This window comes from Streptomyces sp. NPDC055400 (assembly GCF_053644375.1).
Map to the genome: position 1 here is coordinate 20391 of NZ_JBSHLM010000021.1, position 16464 is coordinate 36854.

At 67.2% G+C, this 16464-nt stretch carries 15 protein-coding genes; 6 read left to right on the forward strand and 9 right to left on the reverse strand.

Annotated features, from left to right (window positions below; genetic code table 11):
* Nucleotides 1-11: 11 nt before the first annotated feature.
* From ACWIGU_RS40345 to ACWIGU_RS40370, 6 genes are all read right to left on the reverse strand, one after another.
* Nucleotides 12-1424, reverse strand: a complete 1413-nt coding sequence (locus ACWIGU_RS40345) for an outer membrane protein assembly factor BamB family protein (RefSeq protein ID WP_454406806.1) — start codon at nt 1422-1424, stop codon at nt 12-14.
* 189 nt (nt 1425-1613) lie between these two features.
* Nucleotides 1614-1913 (reverse strand): WXG100 family type VII secretion target, encoded by a 300-nt coding sequence (locus tag ACWIGU_RS40350; protein ID WP_453723773.1) that lies wholly within the window; start codon nt 1911-1913, stop codon nt 1614-1616.
* A 53-nt stretch (nt 1914-1966) separates the two neighbouring features.
* Complete coding sequence (locus ACWIGU_RS40355; RefSeq protein ID WP_453723774.1) at nt 1967-2305, reverse strand: WXG100 family type VII secretion target; 339 nt, start codon at nt 2303-2305, stop codon at nt 1967-1969.
* A 99-nt stretch (nt 2306-2404) separates the two neighbouring features.
* The gene (locus ACWIGU_RS40360) at nt 2405-3577 is read right to left on the reverse strand and encodes a S8 family serine peptidase (protein WP_454406807.1); all 1173 of its coding nucleotides are present in this window, start codon (nt 3575-3577) and stop codon (nt 2405-2407) included.
* A gap of 122 nt (nt 3578-3699) precedes the next feature.
* Nucleotides 3700-5421, reverse strand: coding sequence for a hypothetical protein (locus ACWIGU_RS40365; protein ID WP_454406808.1), 1722 nt, complete (start codon nt 5419-5421; stop codon nt 3700-3702).
* On the reverse strand, nt 5418-5879 hold the full coding sequence (locus ACWIGU_RS40370; RefSeq protein ID WP_454406809.1) for a hypothetical protein: 462 nt from the start codon (nt 5877-5879) through the stop codon (nt 5418-5420). The genes ACWIGU_RS40365 and ACWIGU_RS40370 overlap by 4 nt, the downstream gene beginning before the upstream one ends.
* A gap of 294 nt (nt 5880-6173) precedes the next feature.
* Here ACWIGU_RS40370 and ACWIGU_RS40375 point away from each other — a divergent pair, with 294 nt between their 5' ends.
* From ACWIGU_RS40375 to ACWIGU_RS40390, 4 genes are all read left to right on the forward strand, one after another.
* A complete protein-coding gene (locus ACWIGU_RS40375) occupies nt 6174-6902 on the forward strand; it encodes a hypothetical protein (protein ID WP_454406811.1) in 729 nt (242 codons plus the stop codon).
* Between the two features lie 176 nt (nt 6903-7078).
* Nucleotides 7079-7582, forward strand: a complete 504-nt coding sequence (locus tag ACWIGU_RS40380; protein ID WP_454406812.1) for a hypothetical protein — start codon at nt 7079-7081, stop codon at nt 7580-7582.
* Nucleotides 7582-9843: a hypothetical protein gene (locus tag ACWIGU_RS40385; RefSeq protein ID WP_454406813.1), complete on the forward strand. Its 2262-nt coding sequence runs from the start codon at nt 7582-7584 to the stop codon at nt 9841-9843. The genes ACWIGU_RS40380 and ACWIGU_RS40385 overlap by 1 nt, the downstream gene beginning before the upstream one ends.
* 47 nt (nt 9844-9890) lie before the next feature.
* Complete coding sequence (locus ACWIGU_RS40390) at nt 9891-10433, forward strand: hypothetical protein (protein ID WP_454406814.1); 543 nt, start codon at nt 9891-9893, stop codon at nt 10431-10433.
* Nucleotides 10434-10437: 4 nt separating this feature from the next.
* On the opposite strand, the gene ACWIGU_RS40395 is transcribed toward ACWIGU_RS40390, so the two are convergent.
* The 3 genes from ACWIGU_RS40395 to eccB are packed head-to-tail and all read right to left on the reverse strand — an operon-like array spanning nt 10438 to nt 13863.
* A complete protein-coding gene (locus ACWIGU_RS40395; RefSeq protein ID WP_454406815.1) occupies nt 10438-11040 on the reverse strand; it encodes a hypothetical protein in 603 nt (200 codons plus the stop codon).
* Entirely contained in the window at nt 11037-12311 is a 1275-nt protein-coding gene (gene mycP, locus ACWIGU_RS40400; protein ID WP_454406816.1) for a type VII secretion-associated serine protease mycosin, read from the reverse strand. The genes ACWIGU_RS40395 and mycP overlap by 4 nt, the downstream gene beginning before the upstream one ends.
* 16 nt (nt 12312-12327) lie before the next feature.
* Nucleotides 12328-13863, reverse strand: a complete 1536-nt coding sequence (eccB, locus tag ACWIGU_RS40405) for a type VII secretion protein EccB (RefSeq protein WP_454406817.1) — start codon at nt 13861-13863, stop codon at nt 12328-12330.
* Between the two features lie 179 nt (nt 13864-14042).
* Here eccB and eccE point away from each other — a divergent pair, with 179 nt between their 5' ends.
* Nucleotides 14043-15404 (forward strand): type VII secretion protein EccE, encoded by a 1362-nt coding sequence (eccE, locus tag ACWIGU_RS40410; RefSeq protein ID WP_454406818.1) that lies wholly within the window; start codon nt 14043-14045, stop codon nt 15402-15404.
* A complete protein-coding gene (locus ACWIGU_RS40415; RefSeq protein WP_454406819.1) occupies nt 15404-16228 on the forward strand; it encodes a hypothetical protein in 825 nt (274 codons plus the stop codon). The genes eccE and ACWIGU_RS40415 overlap by 1 nt, the downstream gene beginning before the upstream one ends.
* Nucleotides 16229-16464: the final 236 nt, after the last annotated feature.

The following is a 16464-nucleotide window of genomic DNA, read 5'->3' on the forward strand; positions in this document are numbered from 1 at the left end:
GCCTGCCGCTCCTAGCCGGCGCTTTCGTAACCGACAGCGCCGGGAACGAGACCTGAATCGGCGGCCGAGTCATGCACTTGAATCTGCTTGAACGCGAAGAAAACCCGGCCGTGGCTGACGATCACGTCCAGCGACTCCGGCTCTCCGAGCGCCGACATGGCGGCAGGCATCTGGAACAGGAGAAAAGGACGTTCCCTGCCCGTCTTCGGATCGATACTCACGACCGCCGACGGCGCTCGGTTGTCGTCACTTGCCCGGAACGCCAGGAGCCTGTCACCGCCCATCTGGACGGGATACATGGCACGACGGGCCTTGGACTTAAACTTACGAACAGGCTTCCCCGAACGCAGGTCAAAAGATGTAATCGAGTTCGCGGGACGATCGGTGAAGAGGGCGTCGATGGACGGCTTTCCTCCCACGAATACTTGACGGCTCCCCACGATCACCGAGCCGCAGGACTCTACAGTCCCGAAAAGTGAGCCGCCACAGTCCGTGACGTAGCGGTCAACTCCCAGCCCCACCGTCGATCTGTGCTTGCCGTGCGCGTCAAGAACGATGAGGTCCGTCACTGAGTCCGCACCTGCGGCGACAGCGATTACCGGCGGATTCGAAGACACCAAGTAGGTTGCCCCGATACCTCGGCCCACCTTGTACGTCCACTCGGGCTTTCCTGTACGTCGGTCAATCTTCTGGACGCGGTATGAGGTGTCGTCATCACTGCTTCCGCAGGTCTGCAGCGCCAGCAAGTCACGTCCGCCTGCGAAACCGCTGTCGTTGCAGGCTTCCTTGCCTGGAGCCTCCCAGAGCTTCTTGCCCTGACGCAGGTCGTACGCTGCCGAACCCGACCCCCAAGCCGTCACGGCTACGCCTCGCGTCAGCGTCACATTCATATTGGTCGCGTACGCATTGTCGGAGTGGGGCAGCGTCACTTGCCATATCTTCTTGCCGGTGTCCACGTTGAATACCACGAGCAAGTTACATGCGGACTTGGCGTTTACCTTGCCCCCGCGACCAGACTGAGCAACGACGGCAGTTCGGCCATCGACTGTCACATGCCGCGTCGTCGAGCAGATGGCACCGCTCAACCTGGTGCTCCAGGCGGGCTCCCATTGCCTGAAGCGGTACCCCGTGAGTGTGCTTCCCTGTGCCATGGCGAAAGTCTTGGACGTAGCCCAAGTACCCGGCAGGTAGGAGGTTTCGTCCGGCTTCAGCTTCTTGTCGTTGTACTCGACTGCCATGCGGGCTTCAGGATTGACCGGAGTCTTTCCATCAGCCTCGCTCACCTCATCCGGGGCTTGCCGGCGAGAACTCGGCGCGTTGGTCGACTTGGCGTCCTTCTCCGCCGGGCCTCCACCCCACACAAACCACCCGCCAACGCCGATCACTACGACTAGAACGCCGCAGATGGACAGCCAACGCTTCACACGCTGCTTTTTGCGATCCTTTGCTGCACGCAGAGACTGTGTGAACGGAGAGGGCGCCGGCCCGAATGACATGAACTGCTTTCCCTTCAACGACGAGCGCGAACCGATACTTCGTGTTCCACCCGCCGGACCAATGGGACAGGGTGGGCGCCTCCCGCGCGCGCCCACCCCGCATCCGTACTTCTCGCTCTACAGGAAGAAGCTGGCGGCCTTCTTGTCGCCACCCATGTAGTCACCGCCGGCCTGGTGTACCACGTGGCCGATGCCCTGCAGCGCGAGGTGGATGTCGTGGGCTTCCTTGTCCCACTTCCGCTGCTCGTCCCCGTAGGTGCTCTGCGTCTCACCCTCCCAGTAGGCGACGGTGCCGGCAACCAGCTGCTTGATCTCCTGCAGGTCGGCCTCGAGCTGCTTGGCCATGGTTCCGATTTCGGTGGCCGCGGTGTCGAGAGCGCCGTACTTGACGACCATCTCGTCGTGATTGAGACCCATGATCTACTCCATCTCCCCTGAGTTTTTTTACTGCTGGCGCACGGCTGGTTCGCTCAGTAGCTGCTGAGCGTGGACTTCGGAGCGCCGTCGTACACGTTGATGGCGTTCACCGCCTGGCGCACCTTGTCCTCGGAGTCGTCCTTGATCTTCCGGGTACCGCTCATCGCGTCGAGGAACTTCACGAGGATGTTGCCGATGTTCTTCATCGACGTGTTGATCTCGTGCTGCTTCGTGTTGAAGGCGTTCGCGCCGATGCCCTTCCAGTTGCCTTCCAGGCTGTCGATCGTCCCCTGAAGGCGGTGCACCGTGGACTTGATGTTTTCGAACTTCTCGGCGATCTTCCGCTCGAGCCGCACCATCTCATCGTCTGAGAGCCGCTGTCCGTCTGCCATGTTCGGCCTTCCTCTCCTGGATTACTACTGGAACTTTCCCGATACTGTCTCGCGGGGAAGCACTCTTCCCTCACTCGACAAACGTCGTGTAACTGCCGCTCAGCCAGAACGCCGAGCCCGCACCACCGCGAACGCCCCGCCTCCGATCACCACCACCGCGGCAGCGGCACCGAGGACAATCCACAACTGGTCATTGCCGTCCGAGGACTTCGCACTAGATCCTGCCGCCGAGGTCTCACCACCTGAAGTGGATTTCGAGGGCTGTGACGAGGCTGGTACGGAGGCGGAGGGGGTAGCGCCGGTAGTGGACCCGGCAACCGACGTCTTTTCGTTGGTGATCGGATCCACATCGGGGGCGCCCGGGTTTCCCTTACCGGCGATCAAGTTCTGGGCGGGCCTGATCAGCCCGTAGCCGAGATACTTGCTCGGCTGATTCCTGGGCCAGTCACGACCGGCAGTGTCGATCAGGACCCGGAGGACCTGGCTCGCCGTCCACTTGGGATGTGCCGACCAGATCAGGGCGGCCGAGGCCGAGGCAATGGCGGTTGCCTGACTCGTTCCCTTGCCTTGGCAGTACTGCTTGAAGGTCGCATCGCACCAGGTGGGTACGTTAACGCCAGGCGCCGCCAGATCGATGTAGTCACCGGACTGCGAGAACTTGCCTACCGTTCCCGTCGCATCGGAGGCACCGACCCCAACCACTTCGGGGAGTGCGGCCGGGAAACCGATGAAGTTGTCCTTGTCGCCGGAGTTCCCAACCGCGGCAAACATGAGCTTGCCCTTCTTGGCCGCGTACTCAATCGCGCTTGTCTCTTCGTCGTTCTGGAACTCGGAGCCGAACGACATGCTGATGATCTGTGCGTCCGTGTCGGCAGCAGCCCTGATCGCCTGGGGAATCGAAGCGGTCTTCTTGCGCTCGGCCTTGTCTTTGAGCTGGTCCAGCTTTGCGCGCACCGGAATGATCCGGGCCCCTGGCGCAAGGCCCTGCAAACCTCCGCCGGCCCCAGAACCCGCAATGAGTTCCGCCATGCTCGTACCGTGACCGCCGTAGTCCTTTGTCGCTCCATAAGCCGCAGCAGCAGGGACCTCATCCTCCAGCACCTTCCCGGTCAACGAGGAAGTGGACGGGTTGACGCCGCTGTCGATGACCGCAACCTTGATGCCCTTGCCCGTGCTCACCTTCCACAACCGCTCGGCCAGCATGTCGTCCAAGTACCACTGCTTGGCGTGCACATCGTCGGCAAAGGCGCTTGGGGCCAGCCCGGTGGACATGACGGCAAGAACGCCAACTGCTGCGCCCACCACTGACGCGCGTCTCCCGACCCGCCCCAGGAAGGGCATAGTCCAGCTGCCGCGTCGGCTGGTCCCTGACTTCATGCTTCGTCTGTCCTCGCTCATGCTTGGTCGATCACCGGGGGCACATCGCGCTGCGGCTTCTTGGGGAGATGGGTCTGCTCGTCCTCGACCAGGTAATCGGGCCGCTGTGCGCCCTCTTCCTGATCGGAACTCTGGTTGCCCTCGGAACCTCGTACGAGACCGGAGCCGCCGGCGGTGAAGCCGTTCCTGCCCGCGCGGGAGGCGGAGTTGCGCCCTGCGGGAGCACCCGTCACGCCGTCGGGGTTACCGATGGAACCGCGCCCGGGCGTCTGGTTCCTGGCGGCGCCGTTCGTTGTACTCGGCGCCCCCATGACTCCTCGCTGGCTGATCCCACCACTTGAAGTCCGTGAACCGGCAGCTCCCTCGCTTCCGATGACGGTGCCCCTCGGCATCTTGGGGCCCGACTTCGCGGACGCACCGGTCGAGGTGGGCCTTCCGCCTATGACGCCGCCGTTGCTCCGACCCGCGCCCCTCGGCCCCAGGCCTTGGCGACCGGCCGACGTGCCTCCCTGCTTGGGCGTGCCTCCGGTGACTCCCGAGGTCGGACGGCCGCCCGGCATGCCGCCCTTGACACCCGGCTGGCCGGTCGCGTTCGGGCGTCCCATCGGGTTCGTGCCGCCTTGGCCCAGGCCTCGAGCTGAAGCGGGTCCGGGGGTTCCGGCTCGCCCCTTTGCGGTCGCGGGATTCCTCGGCACGCCGGTCGTACCGAGGGCCCGTCCCACCGGACCCTTACCTAGGGGATTCGGAACACCCTGGGCGTAGGAAGGAAGGGGGACTCCTTGCGGGCCGGTTGTCGGCGTCGTGGTCGGGTGAGTGGTGGCGGTCACGGGGTTCGTCGGCGTCTGCTGAGGGAGCGTGTCGACGCTGTCGATTGCCGTTCCGACTTCTCGGACCGGATGGCTGGTCGAGTCGGGAACGTCCTTGACCGGATGCAGGCCGATGTCCGCGTGCGGTGCGACGGTCGTGTGGCGCTGCTCAGTCGTGCCCTCGGTGCTCGACGCGTGATGCTGGAATGTCCCTGGTTGAGATTCACTCGGAAGACTGCTCCACCCTCCGCCCGTGGGCTTCGGCACCCCCACATTGGGCATCGCCTCGAACGTCGGAGGTTCCAGCCCCTTCAGCGACTCCTCGGACACGGTGTAGAACGACGACAGCCGGTTCATCTGGTTGATGGCCTCTTGGCGATGGCCCTCAACCTTCGTAGCCGCGGTGTAGTCGTCGTTGGTCTCGACCCGCGCGACCACCGGGATGTCGTCGACCGACTTCCGCACGAGACGGCTGTCCCGGGGCGGCATGGCGCTGCGCACAGATGCAAGGCCCGTGCCGGCGGACGTGATCTGAACGCCTGCGGCCTTCGCGTAGTCGGCGAGATCGTCCGCGTGTCCGGCGAGTCCCTTGCCCCAGACCTGGAAGGCCTTGCCCGCCTCGCCCTTCCAGTCGTCCTCGGCGGCCGTCAAGTGACCGCGCAGTTCGGTCGCCGCGTCCGAGATGGCCTTCTGCGCCTTCCAAAGGGCCTCGCCGGCGCTCTCAAGGTCTGACGGGTTCGTGTTCTCGACGATGTCGATCATGTCGTTGAGGTCATGGCCCTCAAAGTTGGACTGTCCAGAGGCCCGCAACCTGCCGAACCCGAACGCGTCGTGCATGAGCTCGGACACCCGACTGGTCATATCGGTGACGCCGACCTGGACGTTGGCCTGTTCCTGGCCGGACAGCTCGTTCCAGTCGTCCTTCCCAGTCACAGCCCGAATCCCTTCTTCGACTGCTTCTTGTCGTTCCGCGGCTGTTCAGGCGCGCCGGCCTTCTCGCGCTCGGCAGCCAGCTGGTCATGCTCGATCTTCGACTGGATGGCCCAGAACCGGCGTCGCTGTTCGTCCTCGAGGTTGTCGTAGCCGACCTCCGCGCCATGCGCGGCGATACCCATCGCCTCGATCTGCAGGCTGAGCGTCTTCGCCAGCGAGGTGAGCCGTTCGTGAACGACGTTGTACTGGTGGTAGAGACCGTCGGCTTCGGGGAAAGTCGTACCGGCACCACGCAGGGAGGTCGGCGCGATCCGCTGGCCACCGACCTTGGACGGCGCTCCGTCCGAGCCCTCGAACTCGCTCAACAGCTTGTCGACGCGCTGTTTGAACGTCTGGAGTACTCCCGCACCGACCTTCAGGTCTGCGGCAGCCGCAGCCGACACCCCGCCCATCGCCATGTCAGCAGGAAGCACGACGTGTCCCCTTCCCCGTTCCCCGTCGGTCCATCAGTCCGCGCCCGGAGCGCGGTGGCGCGAGGGTCCCTCATCGCGCCTTTACCACTGTAGTCACGCTGTACGACGGAACCAACTGACCTATGTGCTAGGTCAGTTACGAAACGCGCTCCCCGTACCGGTCTTACATGGGCAAACTCCCCATCTCGCCCTCCCTGTGCCTGGTGCTGCACCACAAGGCCGGTGACGAGTTCGAACTCGGTTCACAGGTGCACACGGCGCCCGCAATAATCTCGGCCCATGGGACAGATGGTGGGAATCCTGGTGCAGGTCTTGATGGCCGCGTTCATTGCGGGAGTGATCGTACTGGCCATCAGGACGGTCAAACGCGGTAAACGAGAGGACGAGCGGATCCGGACGGAATGGGCGGCCTTCGAAGTGGGCGCCCCTGCGCGTGGCTGGACCTATGAGCGTCGCGCGCGTGGACGCGCCACCGAGTATTGCGGCGTGGGTCCCATGCCGGGCAAAGGCTCGAACCTGACCGCGTGGCACTACACCACGGGAGAGTTCCGCGGCCGCTCCTTCACATGCTTCGAGTACCGCTACCACAATCCCTTGTCCGGCGGCGCCGGGATCGACGAGAGCAGGAAGCTCACTTTCGAGTCGGTGTTCCTCGTCTCGGCACCCGGTTCGGGTACGCCGTTCATGCAGGTGGGGCGTCCGAGCAAGCTGGACAGGGTGATGGGTCGAGGACCCAGGACCCTGCTCGGCGTACCGGGATTCGATGAGAAGTTCCGAGTTGACTCACATGACGAAACGTTCGTCCGTAACGTCCTGACTGACGACGTACGGGCCTTTCTCCTCTCGGATCCGCGTGGCGAGAAGAACCCGCTCCGGGTACGCGACGACCAACTGTTCACGTGGTACACCGGCACGCTGTCCCGGCAGGAGATCGAGGATCGGTTGAACTACCTGTGCGACGTACTCGACCGGATTCCCGAGACGGCATGGGCACCGGCGTCCGCCTGAGAAAGCGCGCACGCGCACACACGCACGCAGTCCGCGAATTCCACAACATCTTCACTTCGCGTGCCTCTTGGTGCCGGTCCGAGTAGTGGCTCGGACTCGCCGAGTTGCTAACTTGAACCGGACGGCTGCCGTCCATCGGCGCCGGACAATGCGCACGCGGGGGAAGGAGCTCACTCATGGCGTGGGACGAGTGGGAGCAACTGAAGGCCGAGGCGGCGGGGCGTCAGTCGACGCAGATGCAGCTGAACCGCGTACCGGACGACGAGGGCGGCGGGCCGCCCCCTTCCCAGTACGGCGACCTCGCGGTCGGGCACGGCGACCTCGAGAAGGTCGGTTCGGATGCCCACAAGCTCTACAGCCAGATGTGGGACAAGGCCCGGGTGGCCGTTCCCTCCAGCGACTCGGCTGCGTCGGACCTGTCCGCGCAGGGTTTCGCGCTGGGCGGGGGCCTGCAGGAGGTGTCGAACCGCTGGGAGGAGCAGCTCCGGTCGCTGATGGACGCCACCGCGCAGATCGCCAACCACATGCACCGCACCAAGAAACTGCACGGGGACGACGAGGACTTCATCCAGCGTCAGATGAGCAGCATCGACATGCTGGACGCCGGTTTCGACGAGCGCGTCGGTGACCCCGGCAAGAAGAACCCGGTGTACGGCGAGCCGAAGAAGAAGGACGACTGATGCATTTCGAGGCGCTCCTCCACGCCAACTTCAAGCTCCTCGACGATGCCGTCGAGGACTGGTCGACGATGGTCAAGAATCTCGACGCGCTCGCGAAGGAAGCCCGTACGGGCATGAAGGCCTCCGCGGCCAAGGCCGTCTGGGCCGGGGCGAATGCGACCGTCTCCAAGGAATTCATCGGCAAGACGGTCGGTGAATTCGACGACGCGCACACCCAGGCGAAGTCGATCTACGACATTCTCCGGGACACCGCGGGTGAACTCAGGACGTATCACGGCAATCTCACGACGGCGATACAGAACGCGGGCACGAGGGACATCAGTGTCACGGCGTCGGGCAAGGGCAGCTTCACCGTCCGTGCCAAGCCTGACGCCAAGGACCCCAAGCCGACCGACGGCGATGTCACGGGGGTCCGCGACCAGATCCAGAAGATCGTCGACGGGGCGAGCGAGAGCGACGACACGGCCACCAGAGTCCTGAGGCTGCTGGTCAACCAGACGTCCATGGGCTTCTCCGACGCGACCTACTCGGACCGCGACTCCGCGGCCGCCGCCGTCAAGGAAGCCGACGAGCTGGCGAAACTCGCGCAGAAGGACCCCAAGGACCTGTCGGTCGAGGAGTTCGACCGGCTCAACGCCGGGTTCAAGAAGTACGCCAACGACGAGCTGTTCTCCGAGCAGTTCGCCACGAAGGTCGGCCCGCAGAAGATCCTTGAGTTCTGGACGGGGATCAACGACCCGGCCCGCGGGAACTACGAGCTGGGTCACGAGCGGCTCGACCAGTTCGACGACCTCCAGCGCAACCTCGGCTTGTCGCTGGCTCACGCGACGCAGAGCGACTCGACGGCGATGTACGAGTGGAAGTCCAAGATGATCGACTTGGGCGACAAGCCGCTGTACGGCGATCGTGGTGGACCGATGGGCTTCCAGGTCATGAGCAACCTGATGCGGACCGGCGACTACGACGACCGGTTCATGGAGGACTATGGCACCAAGCTCATGGCCACCGAGCGCAAGCTCACCGGCGACGGCGAGCACCGCAACATGGCATGGCAGCACATGGGCATGGACCCCTGGCTCAACCGGATCGGCGAGGACAGCGGCTCCGATCCGCTCACCGGTTACCTGAAGGGCCTGTCCAACAGCCCTGACGCGGCTACCTCGTTCTTCAACGAGGAGTACACGCCGAAGGACGGCGACAAGGCGGCGGCCAGCAACTTCAAGTACCTCTTCGAGGACCGGGAGTGGCCGCAGGAGTCCGACATGCACGGCGACGACCTCAACACCGGGCGCAACAACCTCGCCCTGGCGCTGGAGGCCGGAACGACCGGGCATCCGGCGGGCGAACTGCCGACGGCGGACACTCCGGCGCACACCGCCGATCAGGCCGGGCTGATGCGGGACCTCGTCAACTCCATCTCCGAGGACCCGAACCGCCTCAAGGACCACGACTACATGTCGGACAGCATCGGGCAGATCGGGTCCGAGTACCTGCCCGACATCCACCGGGCGATGGCCGACGGCCCGACGGTCGGTGACGGCGACAAGTCCGGTTGGAACCTGCTGTACCCGAACGACGGCGCGGACGCGAAGCTCGATCACAGCGCCGTGTCCCGCTTCCTGGTCACCGCGAGCCAGAACCCGGAGGGGTACAGCGCGCTGAGCGTCGGCGAGAAGGCGTACACCGCCAACCTGATGGACTATCACCTGAACCCCGACCTCCCCGACGACCAGCGCTACCCGCACGACGCGAAGGACACGATCACCAGCCTGTCGCGCAAGTCCGGGGAGTTCAGCGGTCTGCTCGCCCAGGGCCGGCAGGAAGCGGTGCTCGGCCCGGCGAACGAGAAGGACGGCGACTTCGACTACGCGGTCAGCCAGAAGAAGAACGTCATCTCGGGCATCGTCGGTACGGGCGTCGGCATCGGTACGAGTTTCATCGCCTCCCCCGTGGTCGGCGCGGCCGCGGGCGGCGCCGCCGGCACGGTGACATCGGTGGTGATGGAGGCGTTCTTCAAGGACGATTCGGGCCAGTACCGCTCGGAAGCCGGTCATGACATCGCGACACGGTGGGAGACGATCAAGGACACCACCACGAACGTCAACTACGCGGCGGCCACGGAGGCCGCCAAGGCGCACCACGCGGGCTACTCGGACCAGATCGACACCTGGGTGAGTGAAGGCACCGCGACGGGCTTCAACGACGCCAACACCGATATTCACGCGATGGCCAAGGACCTCGACACCGAGATCCCCGACTGATGCCGCGCGACTCACCGGCACGATCACCGAAGGCGATGGAAGACGTCATGCAAGAACTCCCGCGGGGCAGAGCGCGTTCGGGCTGGACGGCGGTACTCGGTGCGGCGTTGCTCGTCGCTTCGGCGGTCGGCTGTTCTTCGTCCGCGACCGAGCGTGGCTACGCGACTCCGAAGGAGCTGTGCGGGACCAAGGTGTCCGCCGGTTCCTTGCAGCCCCTGCTGCCGCCGGGGAAGAAGATCTCGGCCCAGCCCGCGTCGGCGGTCGGTGTGAAGCGCTGTCGTCTTGAGGTCGACGGGAAGGTCGTGTTCTCCAGCAGTGTGGAGAAGCTGGGCGGCGACACCTCGGCGCGTGATGTCGCCACGTCCGCGCTGGGGGTCAATCCGAACGACACCGGTGCGGGCGGCGGGCGGTTCATCTACTCGAAGACCGGGGCTGTCGGTCGTGTGGAGTGCACGAAGCCGGCCGGTGCGGACAGCTCGTTCTGGGTGACGGCCCGCGTTTCGGATCATGCGGATGCGGCGGACATGCTCCGGTTCATCAAGGAGTACGCGAACTCCGTGGCCCGGAACGGCGGTTGCGGCGAGGCCTGACACATCAGCACGCGCCCTCCCTCGTCGTCACCGCCAACCGGTACGCGCGTTCAGTGATCGTTCCTTCGCCGCCCGCGATGCCCGGGGGCGTGTAGTCGTCCTTCTTCTGGCGGGTGCGTTCGATGTGGGTGCAGAAGGCCGCGTCCGCGCCGTTCGCCTGCACCGTGAAGTACGCGTCCGTGTCCGTGTTCGCGTCGGCTGGGTCGGCGGCCACGCCGGACTCGGGTGCTCCTCCGCCGCCGTAGCGGATGACCTTGTCCTCGAGCAGGGACGCGTAGTCGTCGAAGTAGGCGGAGTCCGTGGTGAGTCCGTCGTCGCGGTACATCCAGCCGTCCAGGTCGTCCGTGGCCTGGCGTGCCGCTCTGGTCAGTTCGTCGTCGCTCCAGTCGGAGTCGGAGGAGACCTTCAGCAGGTTGAAACCCTCGAACACCATGACGCCGGCCAGGACGAGGAAGATCACGCGGGCTACGACGAAGGCCGCGTCGGGGACCTCGGGCGCCGACGGGTTGAGGCTCTGGCGCCAGCCGCGGACACGGTCCGCCTTGACGCATGCGGCCAACAACAGCGCGGTGGCGATACCGAAGCTGATCACGAGCATCGCGTTCACGCCCCGCTCGCCGACTTCCGGCCCCGCCGCCGCGCGTCCCGTACGGCGACGGCCGCCCCGCCCAGGCCCGCCACCAGTACCGCCGTGCCGACTACGGTGTAGGTGGCCAGGCGGGTGTTGCGCTGTTCCGCCGTCTCGCCGAAGTGGAGTTTCGCCGCCGTAGGAGCCTTCGCCCGGGTGACTCCCTCGTCGGGGGCCGGGGACTCGATCGGGTGATCCGGGTCCTCCGTGACCGCGCGGACGGGGTCGACGACGCCCCAGCCGACCAGGCGGTCGTGGCCGGAGGTCGAACGTTCCGCGGTCTGTTCGATCTGGGCGACGACCTCCGCCGCCGTCCAGTCGGGGTGCTTCGCCTTGACGAGGGCCGCGACTCCGGCCACGTAGGGGGCGGAGAAGCTGGTGCCGTTGTCCGAGCAGTGGCCCGCGCCCGGGACCGTGGAGACCATGTCGACACCCGGCGCGGCCACGCCCACGAAGTCGCCCGACTGGGAGAACGAGGCGCGTTCGTTGTTCCGGTCCGAGGCCGCGACCGCCAGGACGCCGGGGAACGAGGCCGGGTACGTCTCCTTGACCTTGCCGTCCAGGCCGTCGTTGCCCGCCGAGGCGACGACCACGATCTTGGCGGCGAGGGCGGAGTTGACCGCCGCCTCCAGCCTCGGGGCGGGCTTGACCGCGTTCGCCGTGTCCTGGGAGATGTTGATGACCTGGGCACCGACGGACTTCGCGTACAGGATGGCGTCGGCGAGGGACTCGGCCGTGCCGTGGCCCTCCGCGTCGTTCTGCTGGATCGGGATGATCGTGGCTTCGGGGGCGAGGCCGACGAAGCCGGTTTTCGCGGCCGGGCGCGCGGCGATGATGCCGGCGACGCGCGTGCCGTGGCCCACGGTGTCGGTGGTTCCGTTCTCCTTGCCGCGTGCGATCTTGTCGCCGTTGTCGTCCTTGAGGTTCTTGGGCAGGACGTTCTTGCCCTTGGACGTGTCCACGGCATGGGTGAGCTGCGGGTTCTTGACGTCGACGCCCGTGTCGATGACGGCGACCTTGACGCCCTTGCCCTTGGTCTCGCTCCACAGGTCGTCCAGGAGGACGCGCTGGAGCGACCAGGGACGGCCCGCGTACTTCGGGTTCTTCGGGCCGAAGGTGCACTGCTCACCGTCGGCGGCCGCGGGCCCCGCGGGCAGGAGCGCGGTGGTCGTCACCGTCACGGCCAGCGCGGCGACAAGTGCCGCCTTACGTGTCCATGCGGCTGCGGATTCCCTGGATGCGTACGCCATCGTGGTTCCCCCGGCCCTAGGAACCCTGCGGCTGGCGGGCCGCTGTCGTGGACAGGCGCGGGCCCGTGGGCAGGAACTGCGACCAGGCGTACGGGATCGGCGCCGGGTCCACCTTGTCGTAGCCCAGGCTGGTCACCGCCAGCTTGGCCTCCTCGCGCTGCGCCTTGCGCTGCTTCTCCGTGGTGCCGATGCCTGCGTCGTCCGCACCGCTGTCGCTGTTGGACTGCATCGCGTACCGCAGGCCCGTGTCGGTGACCAGGAAGACGGGGCCCGCGGTTGTCTCGGTGCCCTGGAACTGGCGGTAGAGCTGGCCGGATCCGGCGGTGACGTACGCGCTGGAGGAGCCGGTGGGCAGGGGCGCGGGGAACTTCGTCCCCGCCCAAGTGCTCAGGGTGGTGCGGCCGTTGTCGCTGTCGACCTTGTTCAGGACGTTGCACACGGTGTTCCGGCTGCCGGCCGCGGTGGAGGCCTCGTTGACCGTCTTCGGCTCGTACTTCGGCCAGTTGGCGGGTCCGAAGGGCTGACTGGCGGCTACGGCACCGGGGCTCACCTTGAGCGCCTCGCCCCGCTGTCCCAGGGACACCAGGTCGGGGCTGCCCAGGAGGAGGTGCGCGGTGAAGTCGGTGATCGGGGCGACCTTGCCGGGCAGGACGACATAGAACTGGTCCGGCGTCTTGAGGACCATGCCCACCTTGTTCGCCGAGTCGTCCAGCAGCGTGCTGTTCAGGCCGGCGGGGTCACCGGGCTTGCCCGGCAGCGTGGGGAAGGAGATCGCCGTGCCCTTGTGGAGCGTGTCCAGCCAGTTCCTGGAGACGCGCTGCGGTTCCTGGTTCGCCTGGTCGATGCGCAGGGCGCGCAGGAGCTGTTCGCTGTCGTCCTGCCGGGCGGCGATGCGGTAGGCCGTGCCGCTCGCGTCGACGACGTACTCCGTCTTGGCCTTGTCCGGGCCGACGACGTACATCAGGTCCCCGCGGCGCAGCTTCGCGTCCCTGCCCTCGGTCCTCATCTCGTCCCGCTTCGCGAGGACGAACGCCGCCTTCTGGATGGCACGACCGCCCTCGCCCGGGCGCTCGCAGACGGCCCAGCGCTTGGCGGACTCCGCCTCGGAGTCCGGCGGCAGGCGGTCGGGCGCGTACGGGATGCCGATCGTGGCGCCGTGCGGGATCTTGCCGCTGTCGAGCACCTTCTCGGACACCGTCACGATGGGGTTGTCGCTCGGGGCCACGAGGAGCTTGGCCGACGCCATGTTGAGGACGGGGTGCAGCTGGACCTTGCCGTCCGTCTTCAGGACCACGTAGCGCGTCGTCGACTTGTCCGCGACGATCACGTTCTTCGCCGTTTCATCCCACTTGGGCGGCGCCGTCGGCTTGAACATCCCCCACGCCCCGAAGACCGCGAGGACGACGATGCCGACGATGACGCCCGGCAGCACCGCACGCAGTGGCTTCGGCGCCCCCTCCTCCGAACCGGAGGGTGAGGGCTGGAGGAAGGACGCGAGCGTACGACGCTTCGCGAAGGTGTAGGCGTTGAGTTCGTCCCGCCGTGATGCCATCTGTGTCCGCTTCTCCCCGTGCAGCGCTCGGGGGTACCTGCGTCCCCCGCCCTCCGTTGTCAGACCCGGCCCCTACTATGCCTGTTGCGTGGTTGTGCGTGTGGGACGGGTAGGGTGCTGGGGCCTTCAAAGACCCTGTGCGTCAGGGATTTTCGGGAGAGTTCGGGGGGTTTGGAGTGATGGCTTCCGCAACGCGGACACGGTCACGGTCGCAATCCCGGTCGCGGTCGGGCGGTCGGCCGGGACCTGGAGACGGTGCGCCGGCGGCTCGGTCCGGCGGTGGGGCCGGCTCTCCGGCGGCGCCCGCCGGTCCGGTCTCACTTCATCTGAAGTCGCGTTCCGGACGGGCCGGGTCGTTCCGGCTCCAGCAGATGGTGATGATCGAGGTCGCCGCCGCGCTGGTCGTCGGCGCCGCGGTCGTCGACAAGCTGGCGCTGGTGCCCGCGGGCGTCGTCGCCGTGATCCTCGTCCTGTTCGCCCTCGTACGACGCCGGGGGCGGTCGCTGCCCGAGTGGCTCGGCACCGTCCTGGCGCTGCGCGCGCGCAAGCGCCGTGCGGCGAGCACGCCGGTCCCGCCCGGCACGGAGCCGGGCCTCGCGCCCGCCGTCGAGTGCGACCCCTCGCTGCGGACGTACAGCTACAGCCGCGGTGACGACCGCGACCAGCGGCCCATCGGCATCGTCGGCGACGGCGGCTTCCTGACCGCCGTGCTCCAGGTCGAGTCGGACGCCACCGCCCTGCGGGCGGAGCGCTCCCGGCGGCCGCTGCCCATAGGGATCGTGCGGGACGCCCTCGACGTCGACGGGATCCAGCTCGAGTCGGCGCAGATCGTGCTGCACACGCAGCCCGCGCCCGCGCTGCACCTGCCGCAGCAGTCCGTGGCGGTGAGCAACTACGCGCCGCTGCAGGCCCAGACCGGCTCCCCCGCCGTCCGCATCACGTGGATCGCCCTGAAGCTCGACCCGGAGCTGTGCCCGGAGGCCGTGGCCGCGCGCGGCGGCGGCACCGTGGGAGCGCAGAAGTGCGTGGCCCGCGCGGCCCAGCATCTGGCGAGCCGGCTGACCGGTGCGGGATTCCGCGCCAGCGTGCTGACGGAGGAGGAGCTCACGGCCGCCGTCGCCACGTCGGCGTGCGCCAACCCGATGGTGACGGCGCAGGCCGGGCGGAGCGAGCTGCCGCAGCGCAGGACCGAGGAGTCCGGCCGCAGCTGGCGCTGCGACAACCGCAGACACACCACGTACTGGGTGCGGCGCTGGCCGCAGCTCGGCGGATCCGGGCCCGCTCTGCACCAGTTGGTCGCACTCCTGACCACGGTGCCCGCGCTGGCCACGACGTTCAGCCTGACGCTGTCCCGCGGTGACCAGCGGGACATCCAGCTCTGCGGCCACATGCGGATCACGGGACGCAGCGAGAGCGAGCTGACCACGGCGCGGCGGTCCCTGGAGACGGCGGCGCGGCAGGCCAAGACGGGTCTCGTCCGGCTCGACCGCGAACAACTGCCCGGAGTTCTCGCCACGTTGCCCCTCGGAGGTGCGCGCTGATGGCCATGACGTCATCTCCCCCGGCCGGGGCAGGATCCTGGGACGGAAGTTCCTGGAACGGCAACGGCAACGGGAACGCGAACGGCAATCCGGGCGGGGCTCCCGCGCCGGCCGCCGGTGACCGTTCCCGTACCGGGTTCGGGCTCTTCGGGCCGCGCCACCAGCGCCACACGCTCTCCGTCGAACAGCTGGACACCCTCGCGCTGCCCATCGGGGACGACGGTGTCGTCGTCGGCGTCGATGCCGACGGCCAGCCCGCCGTGCTCGGGGTGAACCGGCCGACGCCGTACGACATGGTGCTCATCGGTGGCCTGTGGACGGCCCAGGTGCTCGCGCTGCGGGCCGCGGCGACCGGCGCGCGGGTCGCGGTGGAGACCGGACGGGCGCAGGCCTGGGCGCAGTTGGTGCAGGCGGTCGGTGGCGGCCAGTCCGGGATGACGGTCCACGACGTCGGGCGGGTGCCGCCGCAGGGCGCGTCCGCCGGTGGCCCGGTGCTCGTGGTGCGGGACTGCGGCATGCGTCCGCCGCGCGGGCGCGTGGCGTCCGCGCCGTGGCAGTCCGTACTGACGCTGCTGCCCTATCTGAGCCCGGTGGCGCCCCGGTTGATGCGTCAGGCGCGGCTCGTCGGGGTCCAGCGCGTTTCGCCGGACGAGGCGGCGGAGATCGGCCGCGTCATCGGACTGCCCCGCGGCGAGTGGGAGTCCCTGCCGACGCTCGCGGACGGCGTCACTCTGTGGTGCACCGACCGCGACCGGCAGTACGTGATGACTCAGGCGACGGACGCCGAGACCGGATTGTTGGGTTACGCGCGCCGGATGGACTGAGGCCGGCCCGCAGTCTGCCGCGGAGCGTTCCGGCGATCGAACTCGTTCCCCTTTGCGGCTTATTCGGGCAGTTTGCGCGTGGCGGACCGGGGGGTGTTCGTCACTTCCGTATCGCTTGGGCATCACTTGTTGGCCGGGTGTGACCCATCGGACGGCGCCGGGGGGACGGACGGGCCTGCCGTGCACGTGGTTTTGGTGATTAGGCTGGGACAAGGACGCGCGCGTGAACCCACGAA